The following is an 18,688-nucleotide window of genomic DNA, read 5'->3' on the forward strand; positions in this document are numbered from 1 at the left end:
TCACATGAGCAAGATCCTGATCCGTGGTGCGAAGGTGCTCGGCGGCGAACCGCAGGACGTCCTGATCGACGGTTCGCTCATTGAGGCGGTCGGTACCGGACTGTCCGCCGACGGTGCCGAGGTCGTCGGGGCCGGCGGCAAGGTGCTGCTGCCGGGCCTGGTCGACCTGCACACCCATCTGCGCGAGCCGGGCCGCGAGGACTCCGAGACCGTGCTGACCGGCACGCGCGCGGCGGCCTCCGGTGGCTACACCGCCGTGTTCGCCATGGCCAACACCTTCCCGGTCGCCGACACCGCCGGCGTCGTCGAGCAGGTCTACCGGCTCGGCCAGGAGCACGGCTACTGCGATGTGCAGCCCATCGGAGCCGTCACCGTCGGCCTGGAGGGCAGGAAGCTCGCCGAGCTGGGTGCCATGCACGAGTCGGCGGCCGGTGTCACCGTCTTCTCCGACGACGGCAAGTGCGTCGACGACGCCGTGATCATGCGGCGGGCGCTGGAGTACGTGAAGGCCTTCGGCGGGGTCGTCGCCCAGCACGCGCAGGAGCCGCGGCTGACCGAGGGCGCCCAGATGAACGAGGGCGTCGTCTCCGCAGAGCTGGGCCTCGGCGGCTGGCCCGCGGTGGCCGAAGAATCGATCATCGCCCGGGATGTCCTGCTCGCCGAGCACGTCGGTTCCCGCGTCCACATCTGCCACCTGTCGACCGCCGGCTCGGTGGAGATCGTCCGCTGGGCCAAGTCCCGCGGCATCGACGTCACCGCCGAGGTCACCCCGCACCACCTGCTCCTCACCGACGAGCTGGTGCGGTCGTACAACCCGGTCTACAAGGTGAACCCGCCGCTGCGCACCGAGCGCGACGTGCTCGCCCTGCGCGAGGCGCTCGCCGACGGCACGATCGACATCGTCGCCACCGACCACGCCCCGCACCCGCACGAGGACAAGGACTGCGAGTGGGCCGCGGCCGCCATGGGGATGGTGGGCCTGGAGACCGCGTTGTCAGTGGTGCAGGAGACCATGGTGGACACCGGGCTCCTCACCTGGGCCGGAGTCGCCGAGCGCATGTCCTTCAAGCCCGCCGGGATCGGGCAGGCCAAGGGGCACGGGCGTCCCGTCTCGGCTGGTGAGCCCGCCAACCTCACGCTCGTCGACACGGAATACCGTGGGTCCGTGGACCCCGCGGGCTTCGCCTCGCGCAGCCGGAACACCCCGTACGAGGGGCGTGAGCTGCCGGGCCGTGTGACGCACACGTGGCTCCGGGGCAAGGCCACGCTCGTCGACGGGAAGCTCACGTGACACCTGTAATTCTGCTGGCCACCGGTCTCGCAGCCGAGAAGAAGTCGGCCGAGGTCACCGACTGGGCCGCACGCATCGGCTGGCTCGTCGGACTCGCCCTCTTCGTCGCGCTCGTCTACTGGCTGATGCGCGAGGGCTGGAAGTGGCGCGGCACGCTCCAGGGCGACCTGCCCGAGCTGCCCACCGCGCCGGTCGAGCCCGGCCCGGCGAAACTGAGCTTGAGCGGCCGCTACCACGGCTCCACCACCGCCGGGCAGTGGCTGGACCGCATCGTGGCCCACGGCCTCGGCACCCGCAGCCGGGTCGAGCTCACGCTGACGGACGCGGGACTGGACGTCGTACGCCCCGGAGCGGCCGACTTCTTCGTGCCGGCCGCCGCGCTGCGCGAGGCCCGGCTCGACAAGGGCATCGCCGGCAAGGTCCTGACCGAGGGCGGCCTGCTCGTCGTGACCTGGGCGCACGGCGACCGGCTGATCGACTCCGGGTTCCGCTCCGACCGCGCGGCCGAGCACAACGAATGGGTCGACGTCATTAACTCCATGATCAAATCAACCAGCACGGAAGGCGCCGAACGATGACGACCTCCACAAAGGGGAACGCCTCGAAGAGGAAAGAGGTGTCTCCCGCGGTACTCGTCCTGGAGGACGGCCGGATGTTCCGCGGCCGTGCCTACGGGGCCGTGGGGGTGACCTTCGGCGAGGCCGTGTTCTCCACCGGCATGACCGGCTACCAGGAGACCCTCACCGACCCGTCGTACCACCGCCAGGTCGTCGTGATGACCGCCCCGCACGTGGGCAACACCGGCGTCAACGACGAGGACCCCGAGTCGAAGCAGATCTGGGTCGCCGGATACGTCGTGCGCGACCCCGCGCGCGTGCCGTCCAACTGGCGCTCCCGCCGCTCCCTCGACGAGGAGCTGGTCAAGCAGGGCGTCGTCGGTATCTCCGGCATCGACACGCGCGCGTTGACGCGCCACCTGCGGGAGAGCGGCGCCATGCGCGTCGGCATCTTCTCCGGCAACGCGCTGCCCGACGAGGGCACCATGCTCGCCGAGGTGCGCCAGGCGCCCGAGATGAAGGGCGCCAGCCTCTACGAGGAGGTGGCCACCAAGGAGGCGTACGTCGTCCCCGCCATCGGTGAGAAGAAGTTCACCGTCGCCGCGGTCGACCTCGGCATCAAGGGCATGACCCCGCACCGCATGGCCGAGCGCGGCATCGAGGTGCACGTGCTGCCCGCCACCGCGACCGCCGAGGACATCTACGCGGTCAACCCCGACGGCGTGTTCTTCTCCAACGGCCCCGGTGACCCGGAGAAGGCCGATCACCCGGTCTCCGTGATGCAGGCCGTCCTGGAGCGCAGGACGCCCCTGTTCGGCATCTGCTTCGGCAACCAGATCCTGGGCCGGGCGCTCGGCTTCGGCACCTACAAGCTGAAGTACGGCCACCGCGGCATCAACCAGCCGGTGCAGGACCGCACGACCGGCAAGGTCGAGGTCACCGCGCACAACCACGGCTTCGCCGTCGACGCCCCGCTCGACAAGGTGTCCGACACGCCCTACGGCCGCGCCCAGGTCTCCCACGTCTGCCTCAACGACGACGTGGTGGAGGGTCTGCAGCTGCTCGACCAGCCGGCCTTCAGCGTCCAGTACCACCCCGAAGCGGCAGCCGGCCCGCACGACGCCGCCTACCTGTTCGACCGCTTCGTATCCCTGATGGAGGGCCAGCGTGCCTAAGCGCACCGATATCCAGTCCGTCCTGGTCATCGGCTCCGGCCCGATCGTCATCGGCCAGGCCGCCGAGTTCGACTACTCCGGGACCCAGGCGTGCCGCATCCTGCGCGCCGAGGGCCTCAGGGTCATCCTGGTCAATTCCAACCCGGCGACGATCATGACCGACCCGGAGATCGCCGACGCCACGTACGTCGAGCCGATCACCCCGGAGTTCGTCGAGAAGATCATCGCCAAGGAGCGTCCGGACGCGCTGCTGCCCACCCTGGGCGGCCAGACGGCCCTCAACACGGCCATCTCGCTGCACGAGGCGGGGACGCTCGAGAAGTACGGCGTCGAGCTCATCGGCGCCAACGTCGAGGCGATCAACAAGGGCGAGGACCGCGACCTCTTCAAGGACGTCGTGGAAGAGGTCAACAAGAAGATCGGGCACGGCGAGTCCGCCCGGTCCGTGATCTGCCACTCCATGGACGACGTGCTGCAGGGCGTCGAGACGCTCGGCGGCTATCCCGTCGTCGTCCGCCCGTCCTTCACCATGGGAGGCGCCGGCTCCGGCTTCGCCCACGACGAGGAGGAGCTGCGCCGCATCGCCGGCCAGGGCCTCACGCTCTCGCCGACCACCGAGGTGCTCCTCGAGGAGTCCATCCTCGGCTGGAAGGAGTACGAACTGGAGCTGATGCGCGACAAGAACGACAACGTCGTGGTCGTCTGCTCCATCGAGAACTTCGACCCGATGGGCGTGCACACCGGCGACTCCATCACCGTCGCTCCGGCGATGACGCTGACCGACCGCGAGTACCAGCGCCTTCGTGACGTCGGTATCGCGATCATCCGCGAGGTCGGCGTCGACACCGGCGGCTGCAACATCCAGTTCGCGATCGACCCGGTCGACGGCCGCGTCATCGTCATCGAGATGAACCCGCGCGTGTCGCGCTCCTCGGCGCTCGCCTCCAAGGCGACCGGCTTCCCGATCGCCAAGATCGCCGCGAAGCTGGCCGTCGGCTACACGCTGGACGAGATCCCGAACGACATCACCGAGAAGACCCCGGCGTCCTTCGAGCCGACTCTCGACTACGTGGTCGTGAAGGCCCCGCGTTTCGCCTTCGAGAAGTTCCCGTCCGCCGACTCCACGCTGACCACGACCATGAAGTCGGTCGGCGAGGCCATGGCGATCGGCCGCAACTTCACCGAGGCCTTCCAGAAGGCACTGCGCTCGCTGGAGAAGAAGGGCAGCCAGTTCACGTTCGTCGGCGAGCCCGGCGACAAGGCCGAACTGCTGGCGGAGGCCGTCCGTCCCACCGACGGCCGGATCAACACCGTCATGCAGGCCATCCGCGCGGGCGCCACGCAGGAGGAGGTCTTCGAGTTCACGAAGATCGACCCCTGGTTCGTCGACCAGCTCTTCCTCATCAAGGAGATCGCCGACGAGCTCGCCGAGGCGCCGGAGCTGACCCGCGAGCTGCTCGCCGAGGCCAAGCGGCACGGCTTCTCCGACCAGCAGATCGGTGAGATCCGGGGGCTGCGCGAGGACGTCGTGCGCGAGGTGCGGCACGCGCTGGGCATCCGCCCGGTCTACAAGACGGTCGACACCTGCGCCGCCGAGTTCGCCGCGAAGACGCCGTACTTCTACTCCTCCTACGACGAGGAGACCGAGGTCGCCCCGCGCGAGAAGCCCGCGGTGATCATCCTGGGCTCCGGCCCCAACCGCATCGGCCAGGGCATCGAGTTCGACTACTCCTGCGTCCACGCCTCCTTCGCGCTGTCCGACGCCGGGTACGAGACCGTGATGGTCAACTGCAACCCGGAGACCGTCTCCACGGACTACGACACCTCCGACCGCCTGTACTTCGAGCCGCTCACGCTGGAAGACGTGTTGGAGATCGTCCACGCGGAGTCGCTGGCCGGCCCGATCGCGGGCGTGATCGTGCAGCTCGGCGGGCAGACCCCGCTGGGTCTGGCGCAGGCGCTCAAGGACAACGGCGTGCCCATCGTCGGCACGCCCCCCGAGGCCATCCACGCCGCCGAGGACCGCGGCGCCTTCGGCCGGGTCCTCGCGGAGGCGGGCCTGCCGGCGCCCAAGCACGGCACCGCCACCACCTTCGCCGGCGCCAAGGCCATCGCCGACGAGATCGGCTACCCGGTCCTGGTGCGGCCGTCGTACGTCCTCGGCGGGCGCGGCATGGAGATCGTCTACGACGAGACCCGGCTGGCCTCCTACATCGCCGAGTCGACCGAGATCAGCCCCTCCCGGCCGGTCCTGGTCGACCGCTTCCTCGACGACGCGATCGAGATCGACGTGGACGCGCTCTACGACGGCGAGGAGCTCTACCTCGGCGGCGTCATGGAGCACATCGAGGAGGCCGGCATCCACTCCGGCGACTCGGCCTGCGCGCTGCCCCCGATCACCCTGGGGGGCTTCGACATCAAGCGCCTGCGGGCCTCGACGGAGGCCATCGCCAAGGGCGTCGGCGTCCGCGGCCTGATCAACATCCAGTTCGCGATGGCCGGGGACATCCTCTACGTCCTCGAGGCCAACCCGCGCGCGTCCCGTACGGTCCCCTTCACCTCGAAGGCGACCGCGGTGCCGCTGGCCAAGGCCGCCGCCCGGATCTCCCTGGGCGCGACCGTCGCCGAACTGCGCGCGGAGGGGCTGCTTCCGGCGAACGGCGACGGCGGTGAGCTCCCGCTCGACGCGCCGATCTCCGTCAAGGAGGCCGTCATGCCGTGGTCGCGCTTCCGCGACATCCACGGGCGCGGCGTCGACACGGTCCTCGGCCCGGAGATGCGTTCCACCGGCGAGGTCATGGGCATCGACTCCGTCTTCGGCACGGCGTACGCCAAGTCGCAGGCCGGCGCCTACGGCCCGCTGCCCACCAAGGGCCGCGCCTTCATCTCGGTCGCCAACCGGGACAAGCGCTCGATGATCTTCCCGGCGCGCGAACTGGTCGCCCACGGCTTCGAGCTGCTCGCCACGTCCGGCACCGCCGAGGTCCTCAAGCGCAACGGCATCAACGCCATCGTCGTGCGCAAGCAGTCCGAGGGCATCGGCCCGAACGGCGAGAAGACCATCGTCCAGCTCATCCACGACGGCGAGGTCGACCTCATCGTCAACACGCCGTACGGCACCGGTGGCCGCCTCGACGGCTACGAGATCCGTACGGCGGCCGTGGCGCGGTCGGTGCCGTGTCTGACGACGGTCCAGGCGCTCGCCGCCGCCGTCCAGGGCATCGACGCACTCAACCACGGTGACGTGGGCGTCCGTTCACTCCAGGAACACGCCGAACACCTGACCGCGGCCCGCGACTAGCAGCCTTGAGGGGGACACCGGAAGGTGTCCCCCTCTTCGTGAGGACACACAGATGTACAAGCTTTTCTTCCGTCTGGTTTTCCAACGGATGGACCCGGAGCAGGCCCACTACCTGGCCTTCCGCTGGATCCGGCTGGCCGTTCGCGTCCCCGTGCTGCGCACCTTCGTCGCGGCCGCCCTCGCTCCCCGTCACAAGGAGCTGCGGACCGAGGCGTTCGGGCTGCGGATGCACGGCCCGTTCGGCCTCGCGGCCGGGTTCGACAAGAACGCGATCGCCATCGACGGCATGTCGATGCTCGGCTTCGACCACGTCGAGATCGGCACGGTCACGGGGGAGCCGCAGCCGGGCAACCCCAAGAAGCGGCTGTTCCGGCTCGTGCCGGACCGCGCGCTCATCAACCGCATGGGCTTCAACAACGAGGGCTCGCTGGCCGTGGCGGCCCGCCTGGCGTCCCGTGAGCCGGTCTTCAGGACCGTCGTGGGCGTCAACATCGGCAAGACGAAGGTCGTTCCGGAGGGCGAGGCGGTCGGCGACTACGTGAAGTCGACCGAGCGGCTCGCGCCGTACGCCGACTACCTGGTCGTCAACGTCTCCTCCCCGAACACGCCCGGCCTGCGCAACCTCCAGGCCACGGAGGCGCTGCGCCCGCTCCTGAGGGCCGTCCGCGAGGCCGCCGACCGCACGGTGACCGCCCGCCGCGTCCCGCTCCTGGTGAAGATCGCGCCGGACCTCGCCGACGAGGACGTCGACGCGGTCGCCGACCTGGCCGTCGAGCTCGGCCTGGACGGGATCATCGCGACCAACACGACCATCGCGCGCGACGGACTCGGTTTGAAGTCCGAACCCTCGCTGGTGAAGGAGGCCGGTGGGCTCTCCGGGGCGCCGCTCAAGGCGCGCTCCCTGGAGGTCCTGCGCCGCCTGTACGCGCGCGTGGGCGACCGGATCACCCTCGTGGGCGTCGGGGGCGTCGAGAACGCCGAGGACGCCTGGCAGCGCATCCTGGCGGGCGCCACGCTGGTCCAGGGCTACAGCGCGTTCATCTACGAAGGTCCCTTCTGGGGCCGCGCCATCCACAAGGGCCTCGCCGCGCGCCTGCGCACGAGCCCGCACGCCACCCTCGCCGACGCGGTCGGCGCCGACGTGAGGAAGACGGCATGACTCTCGAGCCCTTCGGCGCGCGCCTCCGCCGGGCGATGGACGAGCGTGGCCCGCTCTGTGTCGGCATCGACCCGCACGCGTCCCTGCTCTCCGAGTGGGGCCTGAACGACGACGTCGCCGGCCTGGAGCGGTTCAGCCGTACGGTCGTCGAGGCCATGGCTGACCGGGTCGCCGTCCTGAAGCCGCAGAGCGCCTTCTTCGAGCGCTTCGGGTCGCGCGGCATCGCCGTCCTGGAGAAGACGGTCGAGGAGGCTCGCGCGGCCGGTGCGCTGGTCGTGATGGATGCCAAGCGCGGCGACATCGGCTCGACCATGGCCGGGTACGCCGAGGCCTTCCTGCACAAGGACTCCCCGCTGTTCTCGGACGCGCTGACCGTCTCGCCGTATCTCGGCTACGGATCGCTCTCGCCGGCGATCGCGCTGGCCCGGGAGAGCGGCACGGGCCTGTTCGTGCTCGCGCTCACCTCCAACCCGGAGGGCGGCGAGGTCCAGCACGCCGTCCGTGCGGACGGCCGGAACGTCGGGGAGACGATCCTGGCCCACCTCGCCGCCGAGAACACGGGGGAGGAGCCCCTGGGCTCCTTCGGCGCGGTGGTCGGTGCCACGCTCGGCGACCTGTCCTCGTACGACCTCGCCATCAACGGCCCGCTCCTCGCGCCCGGCATCGGCGCCCAGGGGGCCACTCCGGCCGACCTGCCCGGCGTCTTCGGCTCCGCGGTGCGCAATGTCGTCCCGAACGTCAGCCGCGGGGTGCTGAGGCACGGTCCCGATGTCGTGGCGCTGCGGGTGTCCGCGGACCGCTTCGCGGAGGAGATCAGGTCCGCTGTGGATGCGGCCTGAGACGTTCGCCGTGGTCGGCCGAGGTGTTCGAATCGCTCGATCGAGTCCTCCGATGAGTGCTCCGTCGAGGGTGTCGAGGTCGGCTTGAGGCTGAATACATTCTCAAATCCGGGGCAGTATGTCTGAAATATCCGACCTGGCGGAGGCTGACCAGGACTTTTCCGCTGTTCTCGCTGACTCTGGCGGACTTGGCCGCTAGTCTCCGACGAGAGTCAACGGGCAAGCGTGTTGCTCGTGGCTCCCCAGGTGTGGGGCGACTAGGTTCCTCACCGGTCCGTATCCGACAGTTCGACATCCGAGGTGACGTAGGCGTGGCTCTTCCGCCCCTTACCCCTGAACAGCGCGCAGCCGCGCTCGAAAAGGCCGCCGCGGCTCGCCGGGAGCGGGCCGAGGTCAAGAATCGACTCAAGCACTCCGGCGCCTCCCTGCATGAGGTCATCAAGCAGGGCCAGGAAAACGACGTCATCGGCAAGATGAAGGTCTCCGCCCTGCTCGAGTCCCTGCCGGGCGTGGGCAAGGTCCGCGCCAAGCAGATCATGGAGCGACTCGGTATCTCCGAGAGCCGCCGCGTGCGGGGTCTCGGTTCCAACCAGATCGCGTCCCTGGAGCGTGAGTTCGGCAGCACCGGATCCTGATCCCGGGCGCTCCGGACGGGGGAGTCCCGGGCACTCCGGGATTGCTGGAATAATCGCTGCATGGCTGCAACATTCCGGGGGACGACCCCCGAGCCCCCGGACGTACGTCCGCGGCTGACCGTGCTCTCCGGCCCCTCAGGGGTCGGCAAGAGCACGGTCGTCGCCCATATGCGCAAGGAACATCCCGAGGTCTGGCTCTCGGTGTCGGCGACGACCCGCAGGCCCCGCCCCGGCGAGAAGCACGGTGTCCAGTACTTCTTCGTCACCGACGAGGAGATGGACAAGCTGATCGCCAACGGCGAGCTGCTGGAGTGGGCCGAGTTCGCCGGCAACCGCTACGGCACGCCGCGTGCGGCCGTGCTGGAGCGGCTGGAGGCGGGCGAGCCCGTCCTCCTGGAGATCGACCTCCAGGGCGCCCGGCAGGTCCGTGCGGCCATGCCGGAGGCCCAGCTGGTGTTCCTGGCTCCTCCCTCCTGGGAGGAGCTCGTGCGCCGGCTCACCGGACGGGGCACCGAGCCGCCCGAGGTGATCGCACGTCGCCTGGAGGCGGCGAAGGTCGAACTCGCGGCCGAGCCGGAGTTCGACGTGACCTTGGTAAACACCTCCGTCGAGGACGTGGCTCGTGAGCTGCTAGCCTTGATGGATGTTGTGTGATCACTAGTGCCGTGACGGCTAGTGCAGTGACCACTGGTGCTGTGATCACGACCGATCTTTTCCCATCCATCGGAAGGTAGAGCGTGTCCTCTTCCATCTCCGCGCCCGAGGGCATCATCAACCCGCCGATCGACGAGCTCCTCGAGGCCACCGACTCGAAGTACAGCCTCGTGATCTACGCGGCCAAGCGGGCCCGCCAGATCAACGCGTACTACTCGCAGCTCGGCGAGGGCCTCCTCGAGTACGTCGGTCCGCTCGTCGACACCCACGTGCACGAGAAGCCGCTCTCGATCGCCCTGCGCGAGATCAACGCGGGTCTCCTGACGTCCGAGGCCGTTGAGGGCCCGGCGCAGTAATCGTTCGTTTCGCATGACAGGCCCGGCGGCGCGACTGCCGGGCCTGTGGTGTGTCCGGGGGCGCGGGGGTCGTCCCCCGCTGTGATGCAGCATGGAGTCGTAGGTTCAACGAATGGGAGACCTGGTGGACAAGCCGAAGGTCGTTCTGGGCGTCAGCGGTGGCATCGCCGCGTACAAGGCCTGTGAGCTGCTGCGCAGGCTGACGGAGTCGGGGCATGAGGTGCGCGTGGTACCCACCGCCTCCGCGCTGCACTTCGTGGGTGCCGCGACCTGGTCCGCCCTCTCCGGCAACCCCGTTTCCACGGAGGTCTGGGACGACGTCCACGAGGTCCCGCACGTCCGCATCGGCCAGCACGCCGACCTGGTGGTCGTCGCACCCGCCACCGCGGACATCCTCGCGAAGGCGGCCCACGGCATCGCCGACGACCTCCTCACCAACACCCTCCTCACCGCCCGCTGTCCGGTCGTCTTCGCGCCCGCCATGCACACGGAGATGTGGGAGCACCCGGCCACCCAGGAGAACGTGGCGACGCTGCGCAGGCGCGGCGCGATCGTGATCGAGCCGGCCGTCGGCCGTCTGACCGGCGTCGACACCGGCAAGGGCCGCCTGCCCGACCCGACGGAGATCTACGGCGTCTGCCGCCGCGTCCTGTCCCGGGGCGTCACCGAGCCCGACCTCAAGGGCCGGCACGTCGTCGTCAGCGCCGGGGGCACCCGCGAGCCCCTCGACCCGGTCCGCTTCCTCGGCAACCGCTCCTCCGGCAAGCAGGGGTACGCCCTCGCCCGCACTGCCGCCGCGCGCGGCGCCCGGGTCACGCTCATCGCCGCGAACACCGGCCTGCCGGACCCGGCCGGCGTGGACGTCGTACAGGTCGGGACGGCCGTGCAGCTGCGCGAAGCGGTCCTGAAGGCGGCCGCGGACGCCGACGCGGTCGTCATGGCCGCGGCGGTCGCGGACTTCCGGCCGGCGGCCTACGCGGCCGGGAAGATCAAGAAGAAGGACGGCCAGGATCCCGAGCCCATCGTCCTGGTACGGAATCCGGACATCCTCGCGGAGATCTCGGCGGACCGGGCCCGCCCCGGACAGGTGGTCGTCGGCTTCGCCGCCGAGACGGACGACGTCTTGGCCAACGGCCGCGCGAAGCTGGCGCGCAAGGGCTGCGACCTCCTGGTCGTCAACGAGGTGGGGGAGCGTAAGACTTTCGGGGCCGAGGAGAACGAAGCTGTGGTACTGGGCGCCGACGGCAGCGAGACTCCGGTGTCGCACGGCCCGAAGGAAGCCCTGGCCGAAACCGTGTGGGACCTGGTGGCCGAACGCCTGAACTGAATGTTGCATTCGCTTCGCAGGTCCCTCAAACCTCGCTCAATCGGGTGTGGCGCCCCTGGCCAAGTGGGCAGCCGATTGGGCAGAATGCCCGTGCCGCAGGTCACAGCCCTCCCGAGAGGCGAGACAGGGGGGCCGGTGGCCGAGCGCGACCGATAAACTGTTCTCGGACGGTGCCGGGCGCAGCCCCCGAGCCCGTCCGCCCATGATCAGCCAGCAGCCGCTGCAACCCCAGGGAGCGTTGTGTCCCGTCGCCTGTTCACCTCGGAGTCCGTGACCGAGGGTCACCCCGACAAGATCGCTGACCAGATCAGCGACACCATTCTCGACGCGCTTCTGAAGGAGGACCCGACGTCCCGGGTCGCCGTCGAGACGCTGATCACAACCGGTCTGGTGCACGTGGCCGGTGAGGTCACCACCAAGACCTACGCGCCCATCGCCCAGCTGGTGCGCGACAAGATCCTGGAGATCGGTTACGACTCCTCGAAGAAGGGCTTCGACGGCGCCTCCTGCGGCGTGTCGGTGTCGATCGGCGCGCAGTCCCCGGACATCGCACAGGGTGTCGACACGGCCTACGAGAACCGGGTCGAGGGCGACGAGGACGAGCTGGACAAGCAGGGCGCCGGCGACCAGGGCCTGATGTTCGGTTACGCGACCGACGAGACCCCGACCCTGATGCCGCTGCCGATCTTCCTGGCGCACCGCCTGGCGAAGCGGCTGTCCGAGGTTCGCAAGAACGGCACCATCCCCTACCTGCGCCCGGACGGCAAGACGCAGGTCACCATCGAGTACGACGGCGACAAGGCGGTCCGCCTGGACACCGTCGTCGTCTCCTCCCAGCACGCCAGCGACATCGACCTCGAGTCGCTCCTGGCTCCCGACATCCGCGAGTTCGTCGTCGAGGCCGAGCTGAAGGCGCTCCTCGACGAGGGCATCAAGCTGGACACCGAGGGCTACCGCCTGCTGGTCAACCCGACCGGCCGCTTCGAGATCGGCGGCCCGATGGGCGACGCCGGCCTGACCGGCCGCAAGATCATCATCGACACGTACGGCGGCATGGCCCGCCACGGCGGCGGCGCGTTCTCCGGCAAGGACCCGTCCAAGGTGGACCGTTCGGCCGCCTACGCCATGCGCTGGGTCGCCAAGAACGTCGTCGCGGCGGGCCTCGCCTCCCGCTGCGAGGTCCAGGTCGCGTACGCGATCGGCAAGGCCGAGCCCGTCGGCCTCTTCGTCGAGACCTTCGGCACCGCCAAGGTCGACACCGACAAGATCGAGAAGGCCATCGACGAGGTCTTCGACCTCCGCCCGGCCGCGATCATCCGCGACCTCGACCTGCTCCGCCCGATCTACGCCCAGACGGCGGCGTACGGCCACTTCGGCCGTGAGCTGCCCGAGTTCACCTGGGAGAAGACGGACCGCGTGGACGCGCTGCGTAAGGCAGCGGGGCTGTAGGTCCCACGGCTCGCTGCGAGGCCCGGTTCCCTTTGGGGGGAGCCGGGCCTCGGCGCGTTCGCGTCGTGAACCGTCGGGTTGGATCGGTGGGCCTGGCTGCGTGCGTGCCGTCGCCGGTGGGGAGCTCCGCCGACGTCGGTTGTCAGTGGGGTTTGGTAAGAATGCAAGTGTGAGCAGCGAGGACGGACCGACGCGGGACGGCGTGGAGGGTGCGCCGCCCGAGCAGCTCGCGCTCATTCGGGAGAGCGTGCGGAAGGCGGCGGTGCCGCGGGCCAAGCCGCGGACCTGGCGGGGGGCGGCGCTGGCCAAGGAGCTGCCGGTTGCCCGGGTGCTGGTCGACAAGGGGGTGCTGCATCTTGATCGGTACTTCGACTATGCCGTGCCCGAGGAGCTCGACGCCGACGCGCAGCCCGGGGTGCGGGTGCGGGTGCGGTTCGGGGCCGGGCGGCATCGGGTGCGGGAAGGGCGGCGTGAGGGCGGCGGGCTGATCGACGGGTTTCTCGTCGAGCGGCTGGCCGAGTCCGACTACTCCGGGCCGCTGGCCGCGCTCGCCCAGGTCGTCTCGCCCGAGCGGGTGTTGAGTGAGGAGCTGTTGGGGCTTGCCCGGGCCGTTGCCGATCGGTACGCGGGGAGCCTTGCCGATGTGCTGCAGCTTGCCGTGCCGCCCCGGAACGCCCGGGCCGAGCAGCGGCCCTCGCCCGCGCCGCTGCCGCCGCCGGGAGTGCCCGAGACCGGGTCCTGGGGGCGGTACGAACAGGGGGCCGCCTTCCTGGAGTCGCTGGCCACGGGAGGCGCGCCGCGTGCCGTGTGGAACGCGTTGCCCGGGCCGGAGTGGAGCGAGGAGCTGGCGCGGGCCGTGGCGGCGACGCTGGCCTCCGGGCGCGGTGCGCTCGTCGTCCTGCCGGACGGGCGGGCGGTCGCCCGGGTCGACGCCGCGCTGACCCAGCTGTTGGGGGAGGGGCGGCATGCTGTCCTCACTGCCGATGCCGGGCCGGAGAAGCGGTACCGGGAGTGGCTTGCCGTGCGGCGGGGGGCGGTGCGGGCCGTGGTGGGGACTCGGGCCGCCATGTTCGCTCCGGTGCGGGATCTTGGGCTCGTCGCGCTCTGGGACGACGGCGACGACAGCCACAGTGAGCAGCACGCCCCGCAGCCCCACGCGCGCGAGGTGCTGTTGCTGCGTGCCGCCCAGGACAAGTGCGGCTTCCTGCTGGGCAGCTGGAGCTGCACCGTGGAGGCCGCGCAGCTCGTGGAGAGCGGGTGGGCGCGGCCGCTGGTCGCCGCGCGGGAGCAGGTGCGGGCTGCCGCCCCGCTTGTGCGGACCGTGGGGGACCACGATCTCGCGCGTGACGAGGCCGCGCGGGCCGCCCGGCTGCCCACTCTCGCCTGGCAGGCCGTCAGGGAGGGGCTGCGGCACGGGCCGGTGCTCGTGCAGGTGCCCCGGCGGGGGTACGTCCCGCGGATGGCGTGTGCCAACTGCCGTGCGCCCGCCCGGTGCCGGCACTGCGTCGGGCCCCTGGAGGGGCAGGACGCGGGGGCCCTGCGGTGCGGGTGGTGCGGGCAGGAGGAAGCGGCCTGGCACTGCCCGGAGTGCGGGTCTTTCCGGCTGCGGGCGCAGGTAGTGGGGGCGCGGCGTACCGCCGAGGAGCTGGGGAGGGCGTTTCCGGCGGTTCCGGTGCGGACCTCGGGGCGTGAGCATGTGCTGGACACCGTGCCGGGGGCGCCTGCGCTGGTGGTGAGTACGCCGGGGGCCGAGCCCGTTGCCGAGGGTGGGTATGCGGCGGCCCTGTTGCTGGACGGCTGGGCCATGCTCGGGAGACCTGATCTGCGGGCCGGTGAGGACGCGCTGCGGCGGTGGATCGCGGCCGCGGCTCTCGTACGGCCGCAGGGTGCCGGGGGGACCGTGGTGGTCGTCGCCGAGCCGACCCTGCGGCCTGTGCAGGCGCTGGTGCGGTGGGACCCCGTCGGTCATGCGGTGCGGGAGCTTGCCGAGCGGGCCGAGCTGGGGTTTCCGCCGGTGTCGCGGATGGCGGCGGTGTCGGGGGCCGCGGAGGCGCTTGCCGAGTTTCTGGGGGCGGTGGAACTGCCTCGCGAGGCGCAGGTGTTGGGGCCCGTGCCGGTGGCTGTTACGGCGGCGGGGGGGCCGCGGCGGGTTGGGGCGCCGCCTGTGGGTGAGCGGTGGGAGAGGGTGCTTGTGCGGGTGCCGCCGGGGAGTGGGGCGGCGTTGGCCTCCGCGCTGAAGGCTGCGCAGGCCTCGCGGATGGCGCGTGGGGGTGGCGAGGCCGTGGTGCGGGTGCGGATCGATCCGCCTGATATCGGGTGACGGTGTGTGGTCTGGTGCGGGTGCGTGGGGGGCACCCGGCCTTCGGCCGGGTTTGTGTTCCCACCCGCACCAGCCGTGCGGGAATCGTGGTCGGGTGCGGGTGGCCCCTGTGGGGGCTGAGCACCGTCGGCGGCTGGGCGGTGAGGAATGTGTTTGCCCTCCCGGAGAGCTCCGGGAGGGCAGATGTGGCGCGGGATCGGTCAGCCGTTGCGGGGGCCGGGGAAGGCGGTCGGCCTGGCCTCCTCGCGGAGTGCCGGGCTGCCTGCCGTGGGCTGGGTCGGCATGGAACGGGCCGCGGGGACCGTGGGGACCGCGGGCACCGAGGGAATGCCGGTGTTGACGCTGACAGTGCGCGTGGCCGACGGGTCCGTGGTGCGCTCGGTGTCGGCGGCCGCCTGGGTCGCGGCGCGGCGGGCGCCGTAGCGGCGGTGGACCGCCTGCTTGGTGACCCCGAGGGCGGAGCCCACCGCGTCCCACGAGAAGCCCAGCGAGCGGTCGAAGTCGACCGCGGCCGTCACGAGGGTCTCGACACTGTCCCGCAGCTCCTGGGCGAGACGGACCGTCGGGGCGGGGGCGCGTCCGTAGACGACGAAGCCCGTGGAGGGGCCGGAGCGGCGCGGGCGGTAGACGTTGCCCAGCTGGGCGGTGAGCGTGCGCAGTGCGTCCACCTGCCGGCGGACCCGCTCGATGTCCCGCACCAGCAAGTGCAGGCTGGCCCGAGCCTGGGCGTCGTGGGTTGCGTGGTCGGCCATGAACAAGCCTCTCGAACCGGCGATGAAAAGGATGGGGCCGCGCGATTGCGGCCCGTTGTGGTCAACTCTTTCTTGACCAACGCGTTTACGCTCCGCTGGTCACGCAGAGGGGGCGTACCGGCATATGCGTGCGCCTGTGGGGGATCGTTTGCGCCTCGGCCTTCGGCCTTTGGCGTTCTCCCACCCGCGCACCACCTGTTTCCAGTCGGCCAGGAGGCCGGACTCTCCTGTGGGGGCTTGTCGCCGCCTGCGGCTCTCTCCTCGTGGGCGGCGGGCACTTCCGCGTCCTCCCCCCATAAACTTGTGCGTTGCCCGTACCCACCCCGCCCGAGAGGCCCTGCCCACCCATGAAGCTCGTCTTCGCCGGTACCCCCGAGGTCGCTGTTCCCGCTCTGGACGCTCTGATCGCCTCCGGGCGGCACGAGGTGGCCGCCGTCGTCACGCGGCCCGACGCTCCGGCCGGGCGGGGGCGCAGGCTGGTCGCGAGCCCCGTCGCCGAGCGGGCCGAGGAGGCCGGCATCGAGGTGCTGAAGCCCCTGAAGCCGCGGGATCCGGAGTTCCTGGAGCGGCTCCGGGAGATCGCCCCCGACTGCTGCCCCGTCGTCGCCTACGGCGCGCTGCTCCCGCGGGTCGCCCTCGACATCCCCGCCCAGGGCTGGGTCAACCTGCACTTCTCGCTGCTGCCCGCCTGGCGCGGGGCCGCTCCCGTGCAGCACTCCATCATGGCGGGGGACGAGATCACGGGCGCCTCGACGTTCCTCATCGAAGAAGGGCTCGACTCCGGTCCCGTCTACGGCACGGTCACCGAGGAGATCCGGTCCACCGACACCAGCGGCGACCTGCTGACCCGGCTCGCCTTCGCCGGCGCCGGGCTGCTCGCGGCGACCATGGACGGGATCGAGGACGGCACGCTGAAGGCCCTGCCGCAGCCGTCCGAGGGGATCACCGTCGCGCCGAAGATCTCCGTCGAGGACGCCCGGGTCGACTGGGCCGCCCCGGCGCTGCGGGTGGACCGCGTCGTGCGGGGATGCCATCCGTCCCCCGGTGCCTGGACGACCTTCCGGGGCGAGCGGCTCAAGCTCATCCAGGTCCATTCGGTGCCCGACCGGACCGATCTGGCGCCCGGCACGCTGTCCGTCGGCAAGAACAGCGTCCACGTCGGCACCGGTTCGTACGGCGTCGAGCTGCTGTGGGTGCAGGCCCAGGGCAAGAAGCCGATGAAGGCGGCGGACTGGGCGCGTGGCGTGCGTATCGCCGACGGCGAGACCCTCGGGGAGTAGCGGGCGGACGGGTGGGACGTACGCTTGGCAGGTATCCCATCCTGAAATCCGGAGCACCTTTTTCGTGAGCGACCAGCCCCGTGGGCCCCGCAAGCCCGGCAAGCCCTACCGTCGGCCCCAGAAGGACCCCGTCCGCATCCTCGCCTTCGAGGCGCTGCGCGCCGTGGACGAGCGGGACGCGTACGCCAACCTCGTGCTCCCGCCCCTGCTGCGGAAGGCGCGGGAGAAGGGTGACTTCGACGGGCGGGACGCGGCCCTCGCCACCGAGCTGGTGTACGGCACGCTGCGGCGGCAGGGGACGTACGACGCCGTCATCGCCTCGTGTGTCGACCGGCCGCTGCGGGAAGTCGACCCGCCCGTGCTCGATGTGCTCAGTCTCGGGGTGCACCAGCTGCTCGGGACGCGTATCCCGACGCACGCCGCCGTGTCCGCGTCCGTCGAGCTCGCCCGGGTCGTCCTCGGCGACGGGCGGGCCAAGTTCGTCAACGCGGTCCTCAGGAAGGTCGCGCAGGACGATCTCGACGGGTGGATCGCCAAGGTCGCCCCTCCCTATGACGACGACCCCGAGGACAACCTCGCTGTCGTGCACTCGCACCCGCGCTGGGTCGTCTCCGCGCTGTGGGACTCCCTGGGCGGCGGACGGGCGGGTATCGAGGAGCTGCTGGCGGCCGACAACGAGCGGCCCGAGGTGACCCTGGTCGCCCGGCCCGGGCGGTCCACTGCCGAGGAGCTGCTGCGGGAGGAGTCCGCGGTGCCGGGGCGCTGGTCGCCGTACGCCGTGCGGCTGGCCGAGGGCGGAGAGCCCGGTGCCGTCGACGCCGTGCGGGAAGGCCGGGCCGGTGTGCAGGACGAGGGGAGCCAGCTCGTGGCGCTGGCCCTCGCGAACGCGCCCCTGGAGGGTCGGGACGAGAAGTGGCTCGACGGGTGTGCCGGGCCCGGCGGCAAGGCCGCGCTGCTCGCCGCACTCGCCGCGGAGCGCGGGGCGATGCTGCTGGCCTCCGAGAAGCAGCCGCACCGGGCCGGGCTGGTCGCCAAGGCGCTGGCCGGCAATCCGGGGCCGTATCAGGTCATCGCCGCCGACGGGACCCGGCCGCCGTGGCTGCCCGGCAGCTTCGACCGGGTGCTGATGGACGTGCCGTGTACCGGGCTGGGCGCGCTGCGGCGGCGGCCCGAGGCGCGGTGGCGGCGCAGGCCCGAGGACCTCGACGGGTTCGGGCCGCTGCAGCGCGGACTGCTGCGCACCGCGCTCGACTCCGTGCGGGTCGGCGGGGTCGTCGGCTACGCCACCTGCTCGCCGCATCTCGCCGAGACCCGGGCCGTCGTGGACGACCTGCTCAAGCAGCACCCCGAGGCCGAACTCCTCGACGCGCGGCCCCTGTTGCCGGGCGTACCGGACCTCGGTGAGGGTCCCGACGTACAGCTGTGGCCGCATGTGCACGGGACCGACGCGATGTATCTGGCGCTCATCCGGCGGACCGGCTGAGGGGTGGCGCGAGTGTAGGTTCTCAAAATGAGTGACCAATTCTCATTCTAGTTGGCCAGTGTCCGACCAATCGGTCACCGAAGTGAGACGGATAGACGTTCGAACCGTCG

At 71.0% G+C, this 18,688-nt stretch carries 15 protein-coding genes; 14 read left to right on the forward strand and 1 reads right to left on the reverse strand.

Features of this window, described 5'->3' with window-relative positions:
- Positions 1-4: 4 nt before the first annotated feature.
- The 12 genes from IG08_RS0126215 to IG08_RS0126270 all read left to right on the forward strand — a co-directional run bounded on the left by IG08_RS0126215 (position 5) and on the right by IG08_RS0126270 (position 15,063).
- Positions 5-1,291, forward strand: coding sequence for a dihydroorotase (locus tag IG08_RS0126215; protein WP_030607073.1), 1,287 nt, complete (start codon positions 5-7; stop codon positions 1,289-1,291).
- Positions 1,288-1,869, forward strand: coding sequence for a PH-like domain-containing protein (locus IG08_RS0126220; RefSeq protein ID WP_030607076.1), 582 nt, complete (start codon positions 1,288-1,290; stop codon positions 1,867-1,869). The genes IG08_RS0126215 and IG08_RS0126220 overlap by 4 nt, the downstream gene beginning before the upstream one ends.
- The gene (carA, locus tag IG08_RS0126225) at positions 1,866-3,023 is read left to right on the forward strand and encodes a glutamine-hydrolyzing carbamoyl-phosphate synthase small subunit (RefSeq protein ID WP_030607079.1); all 1,158 of its coding nucleotides are present in this window, start codon (positions 1,866-1,868) and stop codon (positions 3,021-3,023) included. Before IG08_RS0126220 ends, carA begins: the two co-directional genes overlap by 4 nt.
- A complete protein-coding gene (gene carB / locus IG08_RS0126230; RefSeq protein ID WP_030607082.1) occupies positions 3,016-6,324 on the forward strand; it encodes a carbamoyl-phosphate synthase large subunit in 3,309 nt (1,102 codons plus the stop codon). The genes carA and carB overlap by 8 nt, the downstream gene beginning before the upstream one ends.
- A 52-nt stretch (positions 6,325-6,376) precedes the next feature.
- Positions 6,377-7,483: a quinone-dependent dihydroorotate dehydrogenase gene (locus IG08_RS0126235; RefSeq protein WP_030607085.1), complete on the forward strand. Its 1,107-nt coding sequence runs from the start codon at positions 6,377-6,379 to the stop codon at positions 7,481-7,483.
- A complete protein-coding gene (gene pyrF, locus IG08_RS0126240; RefSeq protein WP_030607088.1) occupies positions 7,480-8,322 on the forward strand; it encodes an orotidine-5'-phosphate decarboxylase in 843 nt (280 codons plus the stop codon). Before IG08_RS0126235 ends, pyrF begins: the two co-directional genes overlap by 4 nt.
- A 311-nt stretch (positions 8,323-8,633) precedes the next feature.
- Entirely contained in the window at positions 8,634-8,957 is a 324-nt protein-coding gene (locus tag IG08_RS0126245; protein WP_003977346.1) for an integration host factor, read from the forward strand.
- Between the two features lie 60 nt (positions 8,958-9,017).
- Positions 9,018-9,611, forward strand: a complete 594-nt coding sequence (gene gmk / locus IG08_RS0126250; RefSeq protein ID WP_030607090.1) for a guanylate kinase — start codon at positions 9,018-9,020, stop codon at positions 9,609-9,611.
- 83 nt (positions 9,612-9,694) lie between these two features.
- Positions 9,695-9,967 carry a DNA-directed RNA polymerase subunit omega gene (rpoZ, locus tag IG08_RS0126255; RefSeq protein WP_003988945.1) on the forward strand — a complete coding sequence of 91 codons (273 nt, stop codon included), beginning with the start codon at positions 9,695-9,697 and terminating at the stop codon, positions 9,965-9,967.
- Between the two features lie 124 nt (positions 9,968-10,091).
- Positions 10,092-11,294 carry a bifunctional phosphopantothenoylcysteine decarboxylase/phosphopantothenate--cysteine ligase CoaBC gene (gene coaBC, locus IG08_RS0126260; protein ID WP_030607092.1) on the forward strand — a complete coding sequence of 401 codons (1,203 nt, stop codon included), beginning with the start codon at positions 10,092-10,094 and terminating at the stop codon, positions 11,292-11,294.
- Between the two features lie 240 nt (positions 11,295-11,534).
- The gene (gene metK / locus IG08_RS0126265; protein ID WP_030607094.1) at positions 11,535-12,743 is read left to right on the forward strand and encodes a methionine adenosyltransferase; all 1,209 of its coding nucleotides are present in this window, start codon (positions 11,535-11,537) and stop codon (positions 12,741-12,743) included.
- Between the two features lie 169 nt (positions 12,744-12,912).
- Entirely contained in the window at positions 12,913-15,063 is a 2,151-nt protein-coding gene (locus tag IG08_RS0126270; protein ID WP_030607097.1) for a primosomal protein N', read from the forward strand.
- 200 nt (positions 15,064-15,263) lie between these two features.
- On the opposite strand, the gene IG08_RS0126275 is transcribed toward IG08_RS0126270, so the two are convergent.
- Positions 15,264-15,815 (reverse strand): hypothetical protein, encoded by a 552-nt coding sequence (locus tag IG08_RS0126275; protein ID WP_030607099.1) that lies wholly within the window; start codon positions 15,813-15,815, stop codon positions 15,264-15,266.
- Positions 15,816-16,162: 347 nt separating this feature from the next.
- Here IG08_RS0126275 and fmt point away from each other — a divergent pair, with 347 nt between their 5' ends.
- Together fmt and IG08_RS0126285 are read left to right on the forward strand one after the other, a co-directional pair.
- On the forward strand, positions 16,163-17,095 hold the full coding sequence (fmt, locus tag IG08_RS0126280; protein ID WP_030607100.1) for a methionyl-tRNA formyltransferase: 933 nt from the start codon (positions 16,163-16,165) through the stop codon (positions 17,093-17,095).
- Positions 17,096-17,159: 64 nt separating this feature from the next.
- The gene (locus tag IG08_RS0126285) at positions 17,160-18,578 is read left to right on the forward strand and encodes an RsmB/NOP family class I SAM-dependent RNA methyltransferase (RefSeq protein ID WP_030607102.1); all 1,419 of its coding nucleotides are present in this window, start codon (positions 17,160-17,162) and stop codon (positions 18,576-18,578) included.
- Positions 18,579-18,688: the final 110 nt, after the last annotated feature.

Source organism: Streptomyces fulvoviolaceus, assembly GCF_000718165.1.
Classification (GTDB): domain Bacteria; phylum Actinomycetota; class Actinomycetes; order Streptomycetales; family Streptomycetaceae; genus Streptomyces; species Streptomyces fulvoviolaceus.

Excerpts from the sequence above, each read along its gene's own strand:
- IG08_RS0126215 (WP_030607073.1), top strand. The coding sequence starts at position 5 with ATGAGCAAGATCCTGATCCGTGGTGCGAAGGTGCTCGGCGGCGAACCG.
- fmt (WP_030607100.1), top strand. The coding sequence starts at position 16,163 with ATGAAGCTCGTCTTCGCCGGTACCCCCGAGGTCGCTGTTCCCGCTCTG.
- IG08_RS0126235 (WP_030607085.1), top strand. The coding sequence starts at position 6,377 with ATGTACAAGCTTTTCTTCCGTCTGGTTTTCCAACGGATGGACCCGGAG.
- IG08_RS0126275 (WP_030607099.1), bottom strand. The coding sequence starts at position 15,815 with ATGGCCGACCACGCAACCCACGACGCCCAGGCTCGGGCCAGCCTGCAC.
- pyrF (WP_030607088.1), top strand. The coding sequence starts at position 7,480 with ATGACTCTCGAGCCCTTCGGCGCGCGCCTCCGCCGGGCGATGGACGAG.
- carA (WP_030607079.1), top strand. The coding sequence starts at position 1,866 with ATGACGACCTCCACAAAGGGGAACGCCTCGAAGAGGAAAGAGGTGTCT.
- gmk (WP_030607090.1), top strand. The coding sequence starts at position 9,018 with ATGGCTGCAACATTCCGGGGGACGACCCCCGAGCCCCCGGACGTACGT.